At 73.3% G+C, this 20613-nt stretch carries 18 protein-coding genes; 13 read left to right on the top strand and 5 right to left on the bottom strand.

The genetic code is table 11. The features are described 5' to 3' along the window. Positions 1-27 precede the first annotated feature (27 nt). The 8 genes from AB0F68_RS05945 to AB0F68_RS05980 are packed head-to-tail and all read left to right on the top strand — an operon-like array spanning position 28 to position 10390. Positions 28-1425, top strand: a complete 1398-nt coding sequence (locus tag AB0F68_RS05945; protein WP_357333228.1) for an extracellular solute-binding protein — start codon at positions 28-30, stop codon at positions 1423-1425. After that, a complete protein-coding gene (locus AB0F68_RS05950) occupies positions 1400-2347 on the top strand; it encodes a sugar ABC transporter permease (protein ID WP_357333229.1) in 948 nt (315 codons plus the stop codon). The genes AB0F68_RS05945 and AB0F68_RS05950 overlap by 26 nt, the downstream gene beginning before the upstream one ends. Continuing rightward, complete coding sequence (locus AB0F68_RS05955) at positions 2344-3222, top strand: carbohydrate ABC transporter permease (RefSeq protein ID WP_357333230.1); 879 nt, start codon at positions 2344-2346, stop codon at positions 3220-3222. Before AB0F68_RS05950 ends, AB0F68_RS05955 begins: the two co-directional genes overlap by 4 nt. Further along, positions 3222-4388, top strand: a complete 1167-nt coding sequence (locus AB0F68_RS05960; RefSeq protein ID WP_357333231.1) for an ABC transporter ATP-binding protein — start codon at positions 3222-3224, stop codon at positions 4386-4388. Before AB0F68_RS05955 ends, AB0F68_RS05960 begins: the two co-directional genes overlap by 1 nt. Before the next feature lie 2 nt (positions 4389-4390). Continuing rightward, complete coding sequence (locus AB0F68_RS05965) at positions 4391-5599, top strand: CehA/McbA family metallohydrolase (RefSeq protein ID WP_357333232.1); 1209 nt, start codon at positions 4391-4393, stop codon at positions 5597-5599. Next, positions 5590-6501, top strand: coding sequence for a sugar phosphate isomerase/epimerase (locus tag AB0F68_RS05970; protein ID WP_357333233.1), 912 nt, complete (start codon positions 5590-5592; stop codon positions 6499-6501). Before AB0F68_RS05965 ends, AB0F68_RS05970 begins: the two co-directional genes overlap by 10 nt. Then, a complete protein-coding gene (locus AB0F68_RS05975; RefSeq protein WP_357333234.1) occupies positions 6498-7643 on the top strand; it encodes a Gfo/Idh/MocA family oxidoreductase in 1146 nt (381 codons plus the stop codon). Before AB0F68_RS05970 ends, AB0F68_RS05975 begins: the two co-directional genes overlap by 4 nt. Next, positions 7643-10390: a hypothetical protein gene (locus AB0F68_RS05980; RefSeq protein WP_357333235.1), complete on the top strand. Its 2748-nt coding sequence runs from the start codon at positions 7643-7645 to the stop codon at positions 10388-10390. Before AB0F68_RS05975 ends, AB0F68_RS05980 begins: the two co-directional genes overlap by 1 nt. Before the next feature lie 19 nt (positions 10391-10409). Here the strand turns inward: AB0F68_RS05980 and AB0F68_RS05985 are convergent, their stop codons facing one another. Continuing rightward, entirely contained in the window at positions 10410-11336 is a 927-nt protein-coding gene (locus tag AB0F68_RS05985; protein WP_357333236.1) for a hypothetical protein, read from the bottom strand. A gap of 424 nt (positions 11337-11760) precedes the next feature. Between AB0F68_RS05985 and AB0F68_RS05990 the strand changes: the two genes are divergently transcribed. Continuing rightward, positions 11761-12558, top strand: a complete 798-nt coding sequence (locus AB0F68_RS05990) for a zinc metalloprotease (protein WP_357333237.1) — start codon at positions 11761-11763, stop codon at positions 12556-12558. Positions 12559-12641: 83 nt separating this feature from the next. On the opposite strand, the gene AB0F68_RS05995 is transcribed toward AB0F68_RS05990, so the two are convergent. Next, entirely contained in the window at positions 12642-12821 is a 180-nt protein-coding gene (locus AB0F68_RS05995; RefSeq protein ID WP_357333238.1) for a DUF397 domain-containing protein, read from the bottom strand. A 275-nt stretch (positions 12822-13096) separates the two neighbouring features. Here AB0F68_RS05995 and AB0F68_RS06000 point away from each other — a divergent pair, with 275 nt between their 5' ends. From AB0F68_RS06000 to AB0F68_RS06010, 3 genes are all read left to right on the top strand, one after another. Then, complete coding sequence (locus AB0F68_RS06000) at positions 13097-13459, top strand: SCP2 sterol-binding domain-containing protein (RefSeq protein WP_357333342.1); 363 nt, start codon at positions 13097-13099, stop codon at positions 13457-13459. A 4-nt stretch (positions 13460-13463) separates the two neighbouring features. Beyond that, the gene (locus AB0F68_RS06005; RefSeq protein WP_357333239.1) at positions 13464-15533 is read left to right on the top strand and encodes a glycogen debranching N-terminal domain-containing protein; all 2070 of its coding nucleotides are present in this window, start codon (positions 13464-13466) and stop codon (positions 15531-15533) included. Between the two features lie 98 nt (positions 15534-15631). Next, complete coding sequence (locus AB0F68_RS06010; RefSeq protein ID WP_357333240.1) at positions 15632-15874, top strand: CPCC family cysteine-rich protein; 243 nt, start codon at positions 15632-15634, stop codon at positions 15872-15874. Between the two features lie 108 nt (positions 15875-15982). On the opposite strand, the gene AB0F68_RS06015 is transcribed toward AB0F68_RS06010, so the two are convergent. From AB0F68_RS06015 to AB0F68_RS06025, 3 genes are read right to left on the bottom strand one after another with little or no spacing between them, the layout of a single operon-like run. Next, on the bottom strand, positions 15983-16669 hold the full coding sequence (locus AB0F68_RS06015; protein WP_357333241.1) for a DUF3618 domain-containing protein: 687 nt from the start codon (positions 16667-16669) through the stop codon (positions 15983-15985). 22 nt (positions 16670-16691) lie between these two features. Continuing rightward, positions 16692-17087, bottom strand: a complete 396-nt coding sequence (locus tag AB0F68_RS06020; protein WP_357333242.1) for a phage holin family protein — start codon at positions 17085-17087, stop codon at positions 16692-16694. Beyond that, positions 17084-17755: a hypothetical protein gene (locus AB0F68_RS06025; RefSeq protein ID WP_357333243.1), complete on the bottom strand. Its 672-nt coding sequence runs from the start codon at positions 17753-17755 to the stop codon at positions 17084-17086. Before AB0F68_RS06025 ends, AB0F68_RS06020 begins: the two co-directional genes overlap by 4 nt. A gap of 581 nt (positions 17756-18336) precedes the next feature. Here AB0F68_RS06025 and AB0F68_RS06030 point away from each other — a divergent pair. Then, entirely contained in the window at positions 18337-20544 is a 2208-nt protein-coding gene (locus tag AB0F68_RS06030) for a hypothetical protein (protein WP_357333244.1), read from the top strand. Positions 20545-20613 lie beyond the last annotated feature (69 nt).

The following is a 20613-nucleotide window of genomic DNA, read 5'->3' on the forward strand; positions in this document are numbered from 1 at the left end:
GTCTCTCCTTGCGAAGGGAAACAGCCCATGTCAGCCAAGCCGAGACACGCGGCAGGCGTGCTCGCCGCGCTCACCGCCGTCGCCCTCACCGCCACGGCCTGCGGCGGCTCGGACGAGCCCGCCGGCAAGGACGCCAAGAACATCACCCTCACCATTTCCGCCAACTCCATCGTGGGCGGCAAGAACTCCGCCGGCGCCGAGTGGATCGAGAAGTGGGTCATCCCCAAGTTCGTCGAGGCGCAGAAGGCCAAGGGCGTCACCGCCAAGGTGACGTTCGTGCCCAGCGGCGTCGACGACGAGCAGTACAAGACCAAGCTGGCCCTGGACCTGCGCTCCAAGGGCGGCGCCGACGTGATCGCCGTGGACGGCATCTGGGTCGGCGAGTTCGTCCAGGCCGGCTACCTCAAGCCGCTGAACGAGGTGGCCGGGGACCAGGTCGACTCCTGGGAGGGCTGGTCCCAGATCCCGGAGACCGTGCAGGGCCTCGGCTCGTTCGAGGACAAGCGCTACGGCATCCCGCTCGGCACCGACGGCCGGGTCCTCTACTACAACAAGAAGCTCTTCGCCCGGGCCGGCCTGCCCGCCGACTGGCAGCCGAAGAGCTGGCAGGAGATCCTCGACGCCGGCGCCAAGCTCAAGACGCTGCCCGGGGTGACGCCGATCCAGATCAACGCCGGCACCGCGATGGGCGAGGCCACCTCCATGCAGGGCGCGCTGCCGCTGCTGGTCGGCGCGGGCGGCGAAATCTACAAGGACGGCAAGTGGGCCGGGGCCAGCCAGCCGGTCAAGGACATGCTCGACTTCTACACCAAGGTCTACGGTGGCGGCCTGGGCGACCCCAAGCTCCAGCAGGAGGCCAAGGGGCGCGACAAGTCGTTCGCCGAGTTCGCCGCCGGCAAGATCGGCATTCTCGCCGAGGGCGACTACTTCTGGCGCAGCGTGGTCAACCCGACCACGGGCATCGCCAAGATGGCGGACCGGGACACCAGCGTCGGCTACGCGATGATTCCGGCCAAGCAGCCCGGCGCCGGCATCCGCGGCCAGGACTTCGTCAGCATGTCCGGTGGCGGAGTCCGGGTGCTCAACCCCAACTCCAAGTTCCCCTCGCAGGCGTGGGAACTGCTGTCGTTCATGCACTCGGCGGAGGGCGTCAAGGCCGAACTCGCCGGCGACAAGCGGATCACCGCGCGGAGCGACGTCAACAAGGAGGTCCTCGCGGGCGACCCGATGCTGAGCTTCATCACCGAGAAGGTGCTGCCGGTGACCGCGTACCGGCCGCCGCTGGCGGTGTACCCGCAGGTGTCGGTGGCGCTGCAGGAGGCGACCGCCGCGGCCGCCTCGGGCAAGAGCGCCGACGAGGCGGCCACCGCGTACCAGAAGAAGGTCGAAGGGATCGTCGGTGGCCCAGGTAACGTCACCTCCTGACCAGGTGGTGGAGGGGAGGCGCCCGGACCCGGGCGCCTCCCCGGCCCCCGACGCCGCCGGCCTCGGCCGGGCCCGGGCCACCGGGTTCCTCGTCCCGGCCATGGTGCTCATCCTGGTCTTCCTGGTGGTGCCGGCCGCCTGGACCATCTACCTGGGCGTGACCAACTACCGGCTGACCGGCCTCGCCGCCGCCCATCCCGAGGTCGTCGGCCTGGACAACTACACCCGTGCCCTGGGCGACGAGCGGTTCACCAGCTCGCTGCTGCTCACCCTGCAGTTCGTGCTCGGCTCGGCGGTCATCGGCCAGGCCGGGCTGGGCTTCGCCATCGCGTTCGCGCTGCGCGACCGCCGCGGGCCCCTGCGCCGGGTGGTCGAGGGCTTCGTGCTGCTCTCCTGGATCCTGCCCAGCTCGGTGGTCGCGTTCCTCTGGATCGCCCTGCTCGACCGGGACGCCGGCACGCTCAACGCGCTGCTCGGCATCCCCGGGACGGCCTGGCTGCTGGACCACCCGATGCTGTCGATCATCGTCTTCAACACCTGGCGCGGCACCGCGTTCTCGATGATGCTCTACGCCGCCGCGCTGGAGAACGTCCCCCGCTCGCACCTGGAGACCGCCCGGCTGGCCGGCGCCTCGACCTGGCAGCAGCTGCGCGACGTGGTCTTCCCCCGCATCCGCGGGCACGTGCTGACCAACCTGCTCCTGATCAGCCTCTGGACGTTCAACGACTTCGCGCCGTTCCTGATCACCGCCGGCGGGCCCGAGCAGCGCTCGGAGATCCTGCCGGTCTACGTCTACAAGGTGGCGCTCTCCGGTGGCGAACTCGGCTTCGGCGCTGCCATCTCGTTCATCATGCTGCTGATCAACCTGGTCATCGCGCTGGTCTACCTGCGCATGCTGGGCCGGCGGAAGGAGCCGGCGTGACCACCACCGCGGCGCCCGCACCCACCACCGAACCGACCGGCGAGCGGCCCACCGTCGCGGTACGCCACCTGCTCGCCCAGATCGGCCGCTACACGTTCCTCTGCGCCGTACTGGGCTTCTTCGCGCTGCCGCTGCTGTGGCTGGCCACCGCCCCGTTCGACGACACCCCGACCATCACCGCCTCGCTGCCGCGGTTCACCCTGGACAACTTCCGTGCCCTGCTGGACAACCCGTACGCGCTGAGCTCGCTGCTCAACTCGGTCTACCTGGCCGCCGGCACCGCCGCGCTGGTGGTGACCTTCGCGGCGCTCGCCGCGTACGCGCTGAGCCGGGTCCGGGTGCCCGGCCGCGACGCGCTGCTCTACGGGCTGCTGCTGCTGTCGTCGATCGTCACCGGCACCGCCACCATGGTGCCGCTGTTCGAACTGGCCTTCCGGCTCAACCTGATCGACTCCCGGCTCGGCGTCGTCCTGATCCTCAGCGGCGGGCTGCTGCCGGCGGCCATCTTCATCCTCAAGGACTTCATGGACTCCACCCCGACCTCCTACGAGGAGTCGGCCCGGGTCTTCGGCGCCAGCCCCTTGCAGATCATGCGGCACATCGTGGTGCCGCTGGTCCGCCCCGGCCTGGCCACTGTCGGGGTGTGGGCGGTGGCCAACGTCTGGGGCAACTTCCTGGTGCCGTTCCTGCTGCTGCGCGGGCCGGACAAGGCCCCCGCCGCGGTGATCATGTACACCCTCTACACCGAGGGCGGGCAGGCCGACCTGCGGCTGCTCTCCACCTTCTCGCTGCTCTACTCGCTGCCGGTGGCGCTCATGTTCGTCTTCGTCAGCAGCCGATACGGGTTCCGCTTCCACGGAGGGATCAAGCGCTGATGTCCGCCATCACCATGCGCGAGCTGACCAAGGTCTACCCCGGCGGGGTACGCGCCCTGGACGCCCTCGACCTGGAGATCGCCGACGGCGAGTTCTTCGCCCTGCTCGGCCCGTCCGGCTGCGGCAAGACGACCCTGCTGCGCACCATCGCCGGCCTGGAGGTCGCCTCCGGGGGAAGCGTGCGGATCGGCGAGCGCGACGTCACCAACCTGCCGCCGGGCAAGCGGGACGTGGCCATGGTCTTCCAGGACTACGCCCTCTTCCCGCACATGACCGTGCGGGACAACATCGCCTATCCGCTGCGGATCAAGAAGGTCGACCGGCGCAGCCGCGGCAGCAAGGCCGCCGACACCGCCGACGAGCTCGGCCTCGCCGGGCTGCTGGAGCGCCGTCCGGGGCAGCTCTCCGGCGGGCAGCAGCAACGCGTCGCCCTGGCCCGGGCGATGGCCTGCCACCCGCAGGTGTTCCTGCTCGACGAGCCGCTGTCCAACCTCGACGCCCGATTGCGGCTGGAGGCCCGGACCTTCCTCAAGCGCCTGCAGCGGGAACTCGGCGTTACCACCGTCTTCGTCACCCACGACCAGGCCGAGGCGCTCGCCCTGGCCGACCGGATCGCGGTGATGGAGGGCGGCCGGATCCGCCAGGTGGGCACCCCCACCGAGGTGTTCCGCCGCCCCGCCAACACCTTCGTCGCCGGCTTCATCGGCTCCACCCCGATGAACCTGGTCGACGCGCGGGTGCACGGGGACGAACTGGCCGTGGGCGGGGTCCGGCTGCCGCTGCCCGAGGACGCCCGCGGGCAGGTCACCGACGGGGAGCGGCTGGTCTACGGGATCCGTCCCGAATACCTCGACTACTCCCCCACGGCGGTACCCGGCGCGCTGACCGGCGAGGTCGTGGTCGTGGAGAACCTGGGCAGCGTCTCCCTGGTGTCGCTGGACGTACCCGGCGACGGCACCGGCGCGGGCGACGACTCCGCCCCGGTCGCCGCGGAGCGGACCAGCGTGCAGGTCGTCGTACCCGAGGGTGGCGAACCCGAACCGGGCGACACCGGCTGGGTGGCGCCGCGCCCCGGCCGGTCGCTGCTCTACCGCGACGGGAACCTGGTCACGGCCGCCACGGCGGCCGTGCCGGCCCCCCGCGCCGGCGCCGCCGTGCGGAGCTGACCATGGTCGTGCACCGCGGCAGGTGGACCCTGCAGGACCGCGCCGACGACGTGCTACGGACCCTGCCGGTGACCGTCGCACCCGGCACCGCCGCGCTCACCGTCCGGCTGGACTACCCGCGCCAGGCCGGGGTGCTCGACCTCGGCTGCGTCGGGCCGGACGGCTTCCGGGGCTGGTCGGGCGGCGCCCGCGACGGCTACACCATCGCCGCCGACTGGGCCACCCCCGGCTACCTGCCGGGGGAGCTGGAACCCGGCGAGTGGCAGGTGCTGCTGCGGCTGCACCGCATCCCACCCGACGGGCTGGACTACGAGGTCACCGCGACCACCAGCGCGGCCCGGCTGCCCGCGCCCCCGGCACCGGCGGCGCCACCCCGGCCCGACCGCCCACCCCGCCGCGACCTGCCCGGCCTCGACGGCCGGCGCTGGCTCGCCGGTGACCTGCACGCGCACACCGTGCACAGCGACGGCGCGCAGACCATCGACGAGCTGGCCGCGCTCGCCGCCGCCCGGGGCCTGGACTTCCTCGCCGTCACCGACCACAACACCGTCAGCCACCACCCGTGGCTGCCGGACGCCTCCGCCCGCTACGGCATCACCCTGCTGCCCGGGCAGGAGGTGACCACCGACCGGGGGCACGCCAACGTGTTCGGCCCGGTGGGCTGGGTCGACTTCCGCCGGCCGCCGGACGAGTGGCTGGCCGCCGCCCGGCGCGACGGCGGGCTGATGTCGGTCAACCATCCGCTCGGCGGCGACTGCGCCTGGCGCCAGCCGCTGACCGACCGCACCCCGCTGGTCGAGGTGTGGCACTCCGGCTGGTGGGATCGCACCTGGGGCGCCCCGCTGGCGTGGGCCCGGGCGTGGCGGGCGGACGTCGTGGCGATCGGCGGCAGCGACTTCCACCGCCCCGGCGCCGACGCGCCGCCCGGCTCCCCCACCACCTGGGTGCTCGCCGACGGCGACACCGCACCCGGCGACGCCGTGTTGGACGCGCTGCGCGGCGGGCGTACCGCCGTCTCGGCCGACCCCGACGGGCCGCTGCTGCTGCGCCTCGGTGACGAGCTGCTGGCGCTCGACGCCGACGGCGCGCTGCTGGCCTACCCGGACGGGCGCCACCGGCTGGTCCGCGGCGACCGGTGCCTGCTGCCGGCCGGCGACGGGCTGCACGTCCTGGAGTCCCACCGCATGGAGGTGATCGCACTGTGCAGCTGACCGTACGCACCCGGGTGGCCGGCGCCCCCGTCAACTACGGCATCTACCAGCCCACCGACGCACCCGTCGGCCCCGACGACCTGCTCGCGGCACTGGCCCGCGACGGCTACACCGGAGTGGACTCCGGCCCGATCGGCTACCTCGGCACCGGCGACACCCTCGCGCGGCGGCTGGCCGCGGCCGGCGTCGGGCTCGCCGGCGGCTGGGTCGACCTGCGCTTCGCCGACCCGGCGGGCTTCGCCGCGGACCTCACCCAGCTCGACGCCGCGCTCGACGTGTTCACCGCCGCGCCGGTCGACGACGACCGGTTCGCGCCCCGGCCGACCCTGGCCTGTCCCGGCAACCCGGCCCGGATGGCCCGGCCGGGCACCCCGACCGACCTGGCGTCGGCGCTGCCCGCCGCGGCCTGGCCGGACTTCGCCGCCCGGGTGCAGCAGGCCGCCGACCGGTGCCGCGAACGCGGCCTGGAGCCGGTGTTCCACTACCACCTCGGCACCGACGTGGAGACCGAGGCGGAGGCCGATCGGCTGCTCGAACTGACCGACATCGCCATCTGCCTGGACACCGGGCACCTGGCGCTGGCCGGCGGCGACCCGGTGGCCGCGGTACGCCGCTGGGCCGGGCGGATCGGCCAGGTCCACCTGAAGGACGCCGACCTCGCCGCCCACGCCCGGGTCCGGGCGGCCGGTGGGGGCCTGATGGACATGGTCGCCGCCGGCGGCTTCTGCGCGCTGGGCCGCGGCGACGTCGACCTGGCCGGGGTGCTCGCCGGTCTCGACGACATCGGCTACACCGGCTGGCTGGTCATCGAGCAGGACGCGCCCGAGGACGGCCGGGACCTCGACCGGATCCGCGCCGACCAGCACGCCAACCGGCGGTGGCTCGAGGAGGCGCTGGGATGACCGAGCCGGGCAAGCGGATCCGCATCGCGGTAGCCGGGCTGGGCATCATCGCCCGCGCCGTGCACCTTCCGTTGCTGCAACGTCGCGGCGACCTGTTCGAGATCGTCGCGCTGGCCGACCTGTCCCCATCCCGCGTGACGGAGCTGGGCGAGCGGTACGGCGTCGAGCCCGCCCGCCGCTACACCGACGCGACGCGGATGGTGTCCGACGGCGGCTGCGACGCGGTGCTGCTGGCCACCTCCGGCTCGCACGGCGAACTGGCCGCGCTGGCGCTGCGCGCCGGTCTGCCGGTGCTCTGCGAGAAGCCGCTGGCCTACACGCTCGCCGAGACGGCCCGGCTGGCCGAGCTGGGCGCCGGTGGCCCGGCGCTGATGGTGGGCTACATGAAGCAGTACGACCCGGCGGTGGCCGAGGCCGCGCGGCTGCTGGCGGAACTCGGCGGCGCCGAGCGGGTGCACGCCGTGGAGGTGACCGTGCTGCACGCCGGCGGCGACCGGCAGTTGCGCTTCGCCAACCTGCCCCCGGCCGCCGGCGACGTGCCGGCCGCGGAGCTGGCCCGGCTGTCCGCCGCCGACCACCGGCTGCTCGACGCCGCCGTCGGCGCCGACCCGGGCGCCCGCACCCTCTACCAGATCCTGATCAACAGCATCTCGCACGACCTGTCCCTGCTGCGGCTGTTCACCGGCGCGCCGGCCACCGTGGAGCAGGTCGCCACCTGGCCGCTCAGCCCCGACGGCCCGGCCGAGCCGTCGGTGGAGATCAGCGGGCGGCTGCCGGACGGTGCCCGCTACGGCATCCGGTGGCTCAACCTCCCGGACTACCCCGCCTACCGGGAGACGGTCACCCTGCACCACGCCCGGGGCTCGCTGGAGCTGGTGTTTCCCTCGCCCTACCTGCTGAACGCGCCGACCACGCTGACCGTGGTGGACGAGCACGGCGGCGGCGAGCGGCGGGCCGCGTACCGGTCGGTGACCGAGGCGTTCGAACAGGAGCTGGTCGCGTTCCACACGATGGTCACCGCGGGCGCCACGCCGCTGACCGGCATCGCCGAGGGCGCGGCCGACGTACGAACCAGCCAGCAGGTGGTACGCCGCTACGGTGAGCTGACCGGGGCGGCGATCGGCGGAGAGGCGGCGAGCTGATGACGCGACCGACCGAGATCATCGTGGTGCCACACACCCACTGGGACCGGGAGTGGTACGAGCCGTTCCAGCGGTTCCGGCTGCGGCTGGTGGCGCTGCTGGACGAGGTGTTCGACCGGATGGAGCGCGACCCGCGGCAGCGGTTCACCCTCGACGGGCAGCTCGCGGCGGTCGACGACTACCTGGAGGTGCGCCCGGAGCGGCGGGAGCAGGTGATCGACTTGGTCCGCGCCGGCCGGCTGTCGGTGGGCCCCTGGCAGATCCTGCTCGACGAGTTCCTCTGCTCCGGCGAGAACATCGTCCGCAACCTGGAACGCGGGCTGGCCCGCAGCGCCGAACTGGGTGGCGCCATGCCGGTGGGCTACCTGCCCGACATGTTCGGCCACATCGCCCAGATGCCGCAGATCCTGGCCGGGGCCGGGCTGGCCCACGCCTGCGTGTTCCGCGGCGTACCGGAGCGGGTGCACCACCACGCCTTCGCCTGGCAGGCGCCCGACGGCACCACCGTCCGCACCCAGTACCTGCCCGGCGGCTACGGCAACGCCGCCGGCCTGATGGACGACGCCGCGCAGGTCACCCGCCGGGCCGGTGACCTCGCCGACCGGCTCGCCGGCTGGCGGCCCGCCGGCGACGACACCCCGGTCCTGGCGATGTACGGCACCGACCACGCCGCCCCGGCGCCGGACGCCCCCGACCTGCTGGCCACCGCCGACCTCGTCGGCACCCGGCTGCGGCTGGGCACCCTCAGCGAGTACTTCGCCACCCAACCGGCCACGGTGGACGGCCTGCCCGTGGTCCGCGGCGAGCTGCGCTCGCACGCCCGGGCCAACATCCTGCCCGGCGTGATCTCCGTCCGCGCTCACCTCAAGCGGGCGATGAACCGCGCCGAGCGGCGCGTCGAACGGTACGCCGAACCGCTCGCCGCGCTGACCCACGACGGGTCCGTGCAGCGCTTCCTCGACATGGCCTGGACCCGGCTGATCGACGCCAGCTGCCACGACTCGGTGACCGGCTGCGGCTGCGACGAGACCGCCGAGCAGGTCGCCGCCCGCCTCGCCGAGGCCGACCAGCTCGGCCGGGCGGTCTGCGACCTGGTCGGCGCCCGGCTGGCCGCCGCCGTGCCCCGGGACGGCTATCTGCTGTTCAACCCCACCCCCGCGGCGCGTACCGCCCTGGTGCGCCTGGACGTGGGGGCGCCGGCCGACGGCACCGTGGCGCTCGCCGACGCCGGCGGCCGCAGCGTGGCCGCCCAGGTCCTCGACCGGGGCCGCACGCTGCTCGCCGACGACGTGGTGCCGGCGGCCGACCTGCCGGCCGTGCTCACCCGGGTGCACGGCCGGGAGCTCTACGGCCAAGAGGTCACCGCCTGGTCGGTGTCGCCCGACGACGCCACACTCACCTTCCAGGTGGCCCGGCACGGCGACCCGGCCTTCGACGTGGCGGACGTCCGGCTGGCGCTCGCCGCCGCCGGGCAGCCCGACCGGTGGCGGGTAAGGATCGTCGCCGAGCCCCGGGCAACCGTCGCCGCCCTGGTCGAGGTGCCACCGCTCGGGCACGCCGCGGTCCGGCCGGTGCCGCTCCCGGCGACCGCGACGCCCGCGTCGGACCCGGTCACCGTGGCCGGCCGCAGCCTCGACAACGGCCTGCTGCGGGTCGACGTCGCCGAGGACGGCACCCTGACGCTGGCCACCCCGGACGGGGTGACCGTGGACGGGGTCGGCCGGATCGTCGACGGCGGCGACGTGGGCGACAGCTACAACTACGCCCCGCCGGCCGCCGACGAACTGGTCGACAAGCCGCGGGCGGTGCGGACCGTGGTGCGCCACGACGGGCCGCTGCTCGCCGTGCTGGAGGTGGTCCGCGAGTACCGCTGGCCGGTGGCCGCGGACGTGGACGCCGGCTCCCGCGCCGTGGACCGTGAGCCGATCACCGTGACCACCCGGGTCGAGCTGCGCCGCGGCGAGCCGTTCGTCCGGCTGCGCGTCGAGTTCGACAACCGCTGCGACGACCATCGGGTCCGGCTGCACCTGCCGCTGCCGTCACCGGCCGACACCTCGTACGCCGAGGGCCAGTTCGCCGTCGTGGCGCGCGGCCTGACCGCGGAGGGCGGTGGCGGTGAGGTGCCGCTGCCCACCTTCCCGGCCAACGGCTTCGTCGCCGCCGGCGGTCCGGACGGCGCGCTGGCCGTGCTGCTGACCCAGCCCACCGAGTACGAGCTGACCGACGCCGGCCGCGAACTGGCCGTCACCGTGCTGCGGTCGATCGGGATGTTGTCGCGCAACCGGCACGCGCTGCGCGACGAGCCCGCCGGCCCGCAGTTGCCGACCCCCGAGGCGCAGTGCCGGGGCACCCGCACCGTCGAGCTGGCGGTGCTGCCGTACCGGGGCGCCTGGCACGAGGCCGGGGTGCTGGCGGCGGCCGAGGCGTACCGGCACGAGCTGCTGGCCTTCGCCGGCACCGCCGATCCGGGCATCGCGCTGCCCGCACCGGCGGTCGGCCTCGCCGTCGACGGCCCCGGCGTCGCGTTGACCAGCGTCCGGGACCGGGCCGGCCGCACCGAGGTGCGACTGGTGGCGCAGACCCCGATGGACACCACCGCGGTGCTCGGCGGCCCGACCGTCCGCGGGGCGTGGCGGGCCGACCTGCTCGGCCGGGCGGGCGATCCGCTCGCGGTCGGCGGTGACGGGCTGGTCCGGCTGCCGCTGCGGGCCTGGGAGATCGCCACGGTGCAACTCGACCTGACCTGACCGCGGGACCGGGCCCGGCTCAGCTCGGGCGGGACGCCACCCGGTCGGCCCGCTGCGGCACGGCGTTGTCGACGTTGAGCAGTCCGGCGTCGACCACGGCCCGGCTCATCGGCCGGGTCAGCTCGGCGAGGCGGGCGCACCCGTCGGCGCCGAGCACCGCGTACGCGGGCGTGGCGAGCCGGTCGGTGGCCGCCTCGATCCGCGCGCGCTGCGCCCGCCCGCTCTCGGTCAGGGTCGGCTCGTCGCCCTCGATCAACCCGCGCCCGCGCAGCCGCTCGACCGCGTCCGCCCACTGCTCACCGCTCCAGCCCCGCGTTCGGCGCAGGAAGCGGACCGCCACCTCGCCGGACGCGGCGTGCAGCACCAGCGCCTCCAGCCCGGTCAGGCCGGCGAGCAGCAGGGCGGCGACGTGCCCGTCGCCGCGGAACTCCCGCAGGACCGTCTGGGCCTGCCAGAGGATCAGGTGCGGCTGCTCCGGCCACGGCAGCGCGGCGTGCGCCGCGAACAGTGGCCGCCCCTCGGGGTGGGCGGCGGCCGATTCGGCGGCGCGACGGGCCAGGTCGGCGGCCTCGGCCAGCTCCGGGCCGTGCACCGCGTCGCCGAGCGCTCGGGCCAGGGCCGCGCCGGCGGCCTCCAGCCGGGCGGCCAGCACGGCGGCCGGCGTGGTCCGCTCCCAGGCGGCCGGCAGCACCCGGGCGACGAGGTCCGGGTTGAAGTTGAAGAAGGTGGCGACCACCGGGCCCGGGCCGACGGGGCCCATCGCGGCGGCACGGGAGGCGAAGTAGCCGGCCGGCTCCGGGATGCCGAGGGCGGCGTACCGCTCGTGCGCCTCCGGCACGAAGTAGATCATCGCGTGCAGGGGCTCGGTCACCCGCCAGGCGCGGCGCACGAGGGCCGGTTCGAGCGCCGTCGGGTTCTGCCAGCCGGGGTGCGCCAGGTCCGCCATGTCGCTGCCTTCCGTCGAGGACGTTACCGACCGGTAGGTTCCCATGCCGGCGGCGGCCTGTCACCCGCCGGTCCTCTCCGGGCGCCGGGCAGGGACGGGCTCCGGTGGGTCGGGAGTCCCGTGAAGGATGCCCTGTTGGGTCCTGTTGCTCAGGTCAACGACGTGTTCTTATACCGGAACGACGAGTCACCGGCCTGCTCGCGGCGGGCCTCGTCCATCCCGCTCGGTGACTCAATCCCCTGGCGTGAAAGGTGCAAATATGCACAGAAGATCGACGTTCCAACTTGCGGTCCTGACCGCTACCGCGGCGACATTCCTGGCGGCCGGTGGCGCATCCGCGGCGGCCGGTACGGCGGCGTCCCTCACCGCCTCCGCGGCTGTGACGGCGTGCCAGCCGGGTGCCGAAGGGCACAGCGCGGCGCGGGTGAGCGAGGGCGCCACCGCGCAGGAGCCGGAGCTGTACTCGAAGAACGAGGCGAACGCCTACGGCGTGATCAAGGATTCGCCGCGCCTGCCCAACGGCAGCGTCACCATTCCCACGGTCTTCCACATGGTCTCCGACCACGCCCTCAGCGCGGCCGAGACGACCAGGTGGAAGACCCTCATCGCGGCGCAGATGAAGGTGCTCAACGACTCGTACGCCGGCCGCACGGCGGCGAACGCCTCGGACACGCCGTTCCGGTTCTCCCTCGTCGACACGACGTGGACGGTGAACAGCGACTGGTACACGGTCGTGCCCGGCAAGAACGAGCGGGACATGAAGCACGCGTTGTACACCGGGGACGCCCGCACCTTGAACGTGTACGCGGCCAACATCGGCGGTGGGCTCCTCGGCTGGGCGTACTTCCCGAAGGGCTACAACAACGGCCGGGACTACATCGACGGCGTGGTGATGCTGGACGAGTCGATGCCGGGCGGCACGGCGGGCAAGTACGCCCTGGGTGACACGCTGACGCACGAGGTCGGGCACTGGCTGATGCTGGAGCACACCTTCGCGCACGGCTGCTCGGCCTCCGGCGACTACGTCGCGGACACCCCGCGGGAGGCGGCGCCACAGTTCAACTGCCCGGTCGGGGCGGACACCTGCACGGCGCCCGGGCTGGACCCGATCCACAACTTCATGGACTACACGCAGGACTCCTGCATGGACATGTTCACGGCCGGACAGGCCGACCGGATGAGCGACGCCTGGGTGGCGTTCCGGGCCGGTGGCGTGAAGTAACCGAGCTCCGTCGGGGTTGACGGGCCGCGACCAGCGGCCCGTCAACCCTTCCGTCGGCCCGGGCGGGCCGACCCACCGACCGGTCAGAAGCTCTGGCCGGCCCGCACCGAGTCGACGAACGCCGACCATTCCTGCGCGTCGACCTTGATGGTGATCTCCGGTCGCTGCGAGTTCCGCAACACCCGGTCGCCGTCCGGGGTGACGGCGACCTCCAGGCAGTTCGGGCCGGAGTTGTCGCATCGGATCGGGCGGATCCACCGCATGGTGTTCTCCTGTCGTCAGCCGGCCGTGGACGGCCGGAGCGGAACAAGCGTCATCTGGTCTAATCGGCCAACCGGGTGGGAATGTCACATTCCCTCCGCACCGGCTTCACGAAGCCCGCCCCGAACGGCCCTGACGACGCGGGCCGGCCCCCGCGCCAACCTGCGAAAACGTCATTCCGGGCAGGTCGGGTGGCCTACGCTGCAATCGGGCGGGGGCTGGTATGAACGATGAGATTCGGGCTTTCTTCGTGGCGCTGCCGTCGCGGGGGCGGGCGATGCTGCCGCCGCGAGTTCGGGGAACCCTCCGAGTCGACCTGGTGAACCACGGCTCGACCGACCATTGGTACGTGGACCTGACCGCATCGGATCAGGTGGTGGTGAACCGGGACGTCGTCGCGGCCGACGCGGTGCTGACGACCACCCCCGCGGTGTTCGCCCGGCTGGTGCGGGGCGAGTCGCCCGCGACGGCGGTGCTGCTCCGCAACGAGGCGACGCTCGCCGGCGACGCCCGGCTGATCCTGGCCTTCCGGCGGTACTTCCCGCCGGCGGCGGGCACGGTCGATCCGCGCGAGAGCGCGCGACGGCGATCTCCCCATGGGCAGGCGTGGCGCGAGCGGCGGCGAGCCGGGACGTCGTGACGACATGGCGATCAGAAAGTCGATCAGCATCCTCGACGGCAACACCTTCCTGGTGTGCGACGACCGTGGCGACGTCGACCCGTCGCCGAGCGTGCCGACCGGGCTGTTCTCCTACGACACCCGCTTCCTGTCCACCTGGCGGCTGAGTGTGAACGGAGAACGACTGCACGCGTTGTCGGTGGATGACATCCGCTACTACGAGAGCCGGTTCTTCCTGGTGCCCGGCGAGCCCACCCACTATGTCGACGCCACGGTGTCGGTGATCCGCGATCGCAGTATCGGCGGCAGCTTCACCGAGGAACTCTCGGTGCTCAACCACACCGACGCCGAGATGATCATGACGGTACGCATCGACATGGGCGCGGACTTCGCCGACATCTTCGAGATCAAGAACCCGCAGGCCAAGAAGGCGCCGGTTCAGGCCATCGTGGAGGAGGGACGGTTGCGGCTGCGCTACCGCCGTGACCACTTCCACCGGGAAACCGTGATCTCCAGCTCTGCGCCCGCCCAGGTCGACGCGGAGGGCATGACGTTCGAGGTGCGCGTACCCCCGCAGTCGGAGTGGCAGACCCGGTTGCAGGTGCGCACGCTCGTGCTGGGCGCACACGAGCGCGACTTCCGCGACAGCATGCGGCTGCGCCAGGCCCGCTCGCCGGACGAGCTCGACGAGCAGCTGCGGCGCTGGACGGCGGCGGCGCCCCGGCTGAAGTGCGACAACGCGTCCATGGCCACCGCCTACCGGCAGAGCCTGGTGGACCTGGCCGCGTTGCGCTACACCTCCATCACGATGGCGGAGGAACTGGTGGCGGCCGGCCTGCCGTGGTTCATGACCGTGTTCGGCCGGGACAGCATCTTCACCTGCCTCCAGGCCCTCCCGTTCACCCCGCAGCTGGTGCCCGCGACGATCGGCACGCTCGCCTACGGCCAGGGCAGCCGCGTCGACGACTTCCGGGACGAGGAGCCCGGCAAGATCCTCCACGAGCTGCGCTACGGCGAGTCCGCCGGGTTCGAGGAACAACCCCACTCGCCGTACTACGGGGCGTCCGACACCACTCCCCTGTTCGTCGTCCTGCTCGACGAGTACGAACGCTGGACCGGCGACGACACTCTGGTGCGGGCCTACGAGTTCGAGGCCCGCGCCGCGCTGGACTGGGTCGACACCCACGGCGACCTGCTGGGCACCGGCTACATCTGGTACGAGACCCGCAACCCCGACAGCGGCCTGGTCAACCAGTGCTGGAAGGACTCCCCGGACTCGATCTCCTATCGCGACGGGCGCCTGCCACCGTTCCCCCGGGCCACCTGCGAACAACAGGCCTACGCCTACGACGCCAAGATCCGCGGCGCTCGCCTGGCCCGGCTGTTCTGGAACGACCCCGCCTACGCCGACCGGCTCGAGCGCGAGGCCGCCGACCTGAAGGCCCGGTTCAACGAGGAGTTCTGGATCGCCGACGGCGAGTACTACGCCCTCGCGTTGGACGCCGAGGGCGGCCAGGTCGACGCGCTCTCCTCCAACATCGGGCACCTGCTGTGGAGCGGAATCGTCGAGGAGTCCCGCGCCGGTCGGGTCGCCGAGCTGCTGCTCAGCGAGCGGCTCTTCTCCGGCTGGGGGGTGCGCACCCTGGCCACCGACTGCGCCCGCTACAACCCGCTCGGCTACCACGTCGGCACGGTCTGGCCGTTCGACAACTCCATCATCGCCTGGGGCCTCTGGCGCTACGGCTACCGCCGCGAGGCCGCCACCATCTGCCAGGCCAGCTTCGACGCAGCCGAATACTTCCACGGCCGGCTGCCCGAGGCCTTCGCCGGATATCCGCGAGCCCGGACCACCTACCCGGTGGAGTACCCGACCGCCTGCAGCCCCCAGGCCTGGTCGGCGGGAACTCCCCTGCTCCTGCTCCGGGTGATTCTCGGTCTGCAGCCCCACGACGGGCACCTCATCATCGACCCGGCACTCCCACCCGGACTCGGGCGGGTGGAACTGCTCGACATACCCGGGCGGTGGGGCAGGATCGATGCGCTGGGGCGCAGTCGCACCACGACCGACGGCTCCCCGGCCGAGTCGACCGACTAGGTCGACGGCCGCGCCACCGCAAGCCCCCCATCAACACACTGTCCCAGCGGCCGGGTGGGTGGGGCGCGTTGCCCCGTCAACTGTGGAATGCTGCACCGGTGGGTGATCATTCGGTTCAGGCGGCCTGTCCCTGCTGCGCCTCGCTGACCGGTGGTGGCACCTGCCCCGTGTGCTTCTGGACGGACGACGGTCAGGGCGACGCGGACGCCGGCGCGGTGCGCGGCGGCCCCAACGGCGACCTGAGCCTGTCGCACGCCCGGCTCAACTTCGCGATCTACGGGGCCAGCCACCCCCGCTACCAGGACATGGTCCGGTCGGCCCGCCCCGACGAGCGTCCCTGACCCGCGCGCCCGCAGCCACGGCAGATGACCCGAGCGCACGGCCTGCTGCCCGGTGGACAGCAGGCCGTGCTCACGCCGCGGGTCGGAGCCTGAACCGGCTCCACCGGCTCAACGGCGCCGCATTTCGCCGGCGGCCTCCTGCGTCTCCTCCCGGACCTGGTGCGCGGCCGATCGGCCCTGGTCCCGGACGGCGGACACGCCCTGGGCGGCGGTGGACTGCACCGACTGGGCCGCCTGCTGCGCGGGCTCGCGCATGTTGTCCCGGAGCTGGTTGCCGACCTGGCTCGCCTGTTCACGAAGCCCGGCGGAGTGCTCGCTGACCATGCCCCGGGCCTGCCCGGCCCACTGTCGCTCGGGGCGGCTGGGCGGGATCAGCGAGGAGACCAGCAGCCCGGCGCCGAAGGCGATCAGGCCGACCGCGAGGGGGTTGCCCTCCGCCTGCGCCCGGGACTGCTGCCCGAGCGACCGCGCCTCCTCCCGGACCGAACCGGCGGCGTGCGACATCCGCTCGCCGGCGTGCGACATCCGCTCGCCGGCGGCGTGCGACATCCGCTCGCTGGCGTGCGACATCCGCTCGCCGGCGGCGTGCGACATCCGCTGGCCGGCGCCGTGCCCGTCCATCTGTGCGCCCATCACCTTCTCCTTGACCCGGGTCAGCGCGCCCCGCGCCTGCCCGACCCGGTCGCCGGCGATCCGACGCGGGTTCACCTTGTCGGTCAGGGCATCCACGTCGCTGCTCAACTCGCTCCGGGTGTTCTCGATCTCTGATCGGATCCGATCCGGATCACTGGACATGATCCGCTCCCTCCTGGCTCGTTCAGCGGCCTCGCATGGCCTGCGGCATCTCCCGCGCGGTCTGTTTCGTCCGTGGGAAGACCGCGCGGAGCTGCCGCATCTTCTTCCGCGCATTGACCAGCAGTACGGCAGTGACAACCGCCCAGATGACCGCCACGATCAGCGCGGCCCAGCCCTCGTCCATCACGTTCGACAGACCCCACCAGACCGCGTACGACACGAACAGCACGGTCAGGAAACCGGCCAGCGCCGCCCCGCCGAACATCCCGCCGGCCTTGCCGGCCTGGCTCGCCTCCTCACGCAGCTCCGCCTTGGCCAGCTCGACCTCCTTGCGGACCAGCGTGGAGAGATCCCGGGTCACGTCGCCCAGCAGCTCGCCGACGGAGGACTGACTCCGCTCCTTCTCCGGGGCGCTCACGGCGCCACCCCGCCCGGGACCTCCGGCTCCGGCCGACCGGCCGGCGACACGTTCTGCGCCCGGGCCACCCCGCTGTACGGCTGCTCGCCCGTGTAGGGCGTCGCGACCGCGCGCTCAGTCGGGAGCGCCGCCGTCGCCGGCTGCGTGGACTGGGCCGGCTGAGCGCCGGAGCCTGCCCCGTCGGAGGCGGTCAGGTTCCGGGTGAGCCGGCCGACCAGCAGACCGGCCAACACGGCGCCGGCGAGGAAGGTGCCCGGGTGCTGCCGGGCGTATCCCCGCACCTCGTCCAGCACCTCACCCGGCTCCCGCTGGTCGAGCCACCCGGCGGCCCGCTGCGCCGCGTCGGCCGCTCGCCGGACCGCCTCGCCGGCCATCCCGGACTCCCCGCTCTGCTCGGCCATCGAGCCGAGCCCACGACCCAGGTCGCGCAGCCCCTCGGCGGCCCGCTGCTGCTGCGTCCGGGCCTGGTCCCGCAGTTGCGTGGTGGCCTGCCCGGTCAGGTTCCGGGCCTGCTCCCGCGCCTCGGCGGCCACGTGCCCGCCCTGCTCCGTCGCGGCGTGCGCGACCTTGCCACCCGTCTGTGCGGCGTGCTGCCCGACCCGGGACGCCTCCTGCCGGGCCTGCTCCCCCGTGCCGCCCGGGGGCCGGCTCTGGTTGGTTGCCGTCATGGCCCTACTTCCTCCCTCGCTCCCGGCCGACGAAGCCCTTCTGCGCCGTCCGCCACATAGGCGTGCGCCGGCGGTGTGGACCACGCACTCTTCGACCTGCCTGGAATTCGCCCGCTGAATGCCCACGTGACCGGCCGTTATGCCCGACCGCGTCCACGGCGGGAACCGGCGGCGGCGAAGGGCGGGGGATGCCGTCGCGCAGGCCGCCGGAAACAGCCCGAACGTGTCAAGTGCGCCGAATGGCCGGGCACTGCCGCTCTGACCCGGTCACCATGAGGCGACATGGCCCGAATGTGAGGGGATCGGCATGAAGCGTGGACGTGGCAGGAGAGGCCGGCTGCTGCAGGCGGCGGTGTTGTCGCTGACAGCACTGGTGGCGGGGGTGGCCGTGGTGCGAGCGGGGCGTCAGAAGATGAGCGAGGCGTCTGTCGGGGATCCCAGTGCCCTGGCGGGTGGCGCGATCGCCTCCGGGCGTGGGGGTCCTTCGGCGTTCAGCGGCGCCGCGACGGGTTCGGAACGCGAAACAGCGTCGAGTCGCTGACAGGCCCTGGTTGAGCGGGCCGGGGACGTCCGATGACGTGGTGGCGCTGCGGGTGCACGGGGCCGCGGGCGCGAGCGCCGGCCAGGTGTTGAACCTGCCGCAGGCCGAGCAGGTCGCGGGCGACCGCAGTGGGGGCTTCTACCGCCGCCGCCGTTCGGAGGTCGCCGACGGCCGGGTGACGGTGGAGGCGTACCGCTGGGGCGACCTGCCCTCCGGAACGATGGCCCGGACCCTGTCGCTGGTGTTCCTGCTGCCGTTCATGCTGGCCAACCTGGCGATCTGGATGCGCCCGGCGAACCATGGCTCCGATGCGGTGATCAGATCCCTGTGCAGGCTGCTGGCGCTCACCCTCACCGCGTTGTACGTGCTCGCCGTCGCCGGCGTTGCGCTGGACCTCGTCGCGTGGCAGTGCATGGCCTCGCCGGACTGCCTGGCCGGACGCAGTTGGTTGTCGTGGCTGGGTGGGCGCCCCGTCGGGCTGCGGCTGGCGGCCCTGACGCTGGTTCCGGCCGCTGCCATCGGGCTGGTCTGGCGGGCCAGCACCCGCCCGGGGAGGGTGTTCGAAGCGTTTCGCGCACCCGAGACGGAGGTCTCCGGACACGGGCTCAGCACGATCGGTCAGTGGGACGCCGAGCCGCTGGTGGGTCGGCTGCGTTCCATCCATGTCGCCGCGGCGTTCGCGACACTGGACGGCGCGCTGCTCGCCGCCCGGGTCCCCGGCGGGGCGTCGGCCGTCACGATCGCGCTGGTGGTCGTCACCGGGGCCGTCCTGGCCACCTGTGTGGTCCTGCTCTGCACGCCCGCGCTGATCGACCGGGCCCCCGCGGATCGCCGGCTCGATCGGATCACCCGCACGCTACGGACGATCGCCGTCGTCCTGACCGTCGTGGTCACGGCCCACGTCCTGGCCGGGTCCGCGCGATGGCACGACGGGGGCGGCCTACCCGGTTACGAATCGATCCTGACCTGGCTGTTCGCGACCCAGACGGCCCTGCTGGCCGCGCTGGGAGCCGCACTGCTCTGGCGCCGGCCGCTCGCCACGCCGCTCCTCGGGCTGGGGGCGCTGGCGATCGCGGCCGCGGCGATCAGTCTGGCGGTGGTGTACTCCGCCGAGCTGATCTACCGGGTGGCGGACTTCCTGGACCGGGACGCCCCGATCGACGCGGGCCTGGCCGCCGGTCCGCCGCGGGCGTACACCTGGGCGATCTTCGGCTTCTTCCGGGCGGTACTGATCACGCTGGTGGTCGTGGGCCTGGTGATCGTGTCCTCCCGACGCGGCCGCTTCCGTGCCGCGGCGGCGATCGTCGCGCACGACCACCCGGACCCGCCGGCGGAGGCCGAGCCGCGACTGCGGCAGGTGCGGAAGACGATAGCCCAGGCCCGGTTCACCGAATGGCTGATCCCGTTGGCCGCGGTCTACGCCTGCCTCGCCGGACTCGGCACGGCCACCACCACCATCGGTCTGCTGGGGCTGTCTCCGGGCGGCGTCGTCGAGCGGTTCGCAGGGGTGCCGGCCGACCTGGTCACCTTCGGCATCGCCTTCGGCAGCTGGGTCATCGCCGCGCTCATCCTCGGCCTGGTTCTCGGCGGGGTCTTCGCCTACCGGACCGTCGAGTTCCGGCGCCACGTCGGCGTCCTGTGGGACCTGGGCACGTTCTGGCCCCGGGCCGCCCACCCGTTCGCGCCGCCCTGCTACGCCGAACGTGCCGTGCCGGAGCTGACGCGACGCATCACGTACCTGGTCGGACGCGGCAACACCGTGCTGCTCGCCGGGCACAGCCACGGTTCGGTCCTGGCCGCCGCGGCGGTGCTCCAGTTGCCACCCCGGGTCAGCAGCCGGGTCGCCCTGCTCACCCACGCGTCACCGCTGCGCCGGCTCTACGCCCGGCTCTTCCCCGCCTACATCGACGACGAGGTGCTGCACGAGATCGGCGCCCGGGTCGGCTGGCGGTGGATCAACCTGTGGCGCGACACCGACCCCGTCGGCGGCTGGGTCTTCTCCTCCCACCGGCCGGGCGGGACGGTTGCCGTCGGCCGGCCGGCGGCGACGGTGGACCGCCGGCTGCGAGATCCCGTCGACGTGGTGGCTCCGCCGGGCGACAGCGTCCCGCCGCCGATCCAGGGGCACCGGCCCTGCGAGTCCGACGAGCGATTCGCCGCGGCGGCGCGCGAACTGGTCCAGCGCCTCCGCGAGCCGACGGACCCGGGGGCGGGCCGACCCGGCGCCGGAGATCCCGCCCCCCACTGACCGGGACCTGTCGCCGGCACCTTCGGCCAGGCCGGCCGCGGGAACTCCGCGGCCGGCCACCCTGGGGTC

This window comes from Micromonospora sp. NPDC023966 (genome assembly GCF_040639095.1).
Lineage (GTDB): Bacteria > Actinomycetota > Actinomycetes > Mycobacteriales > Micromonosporaceae > Micromonospora.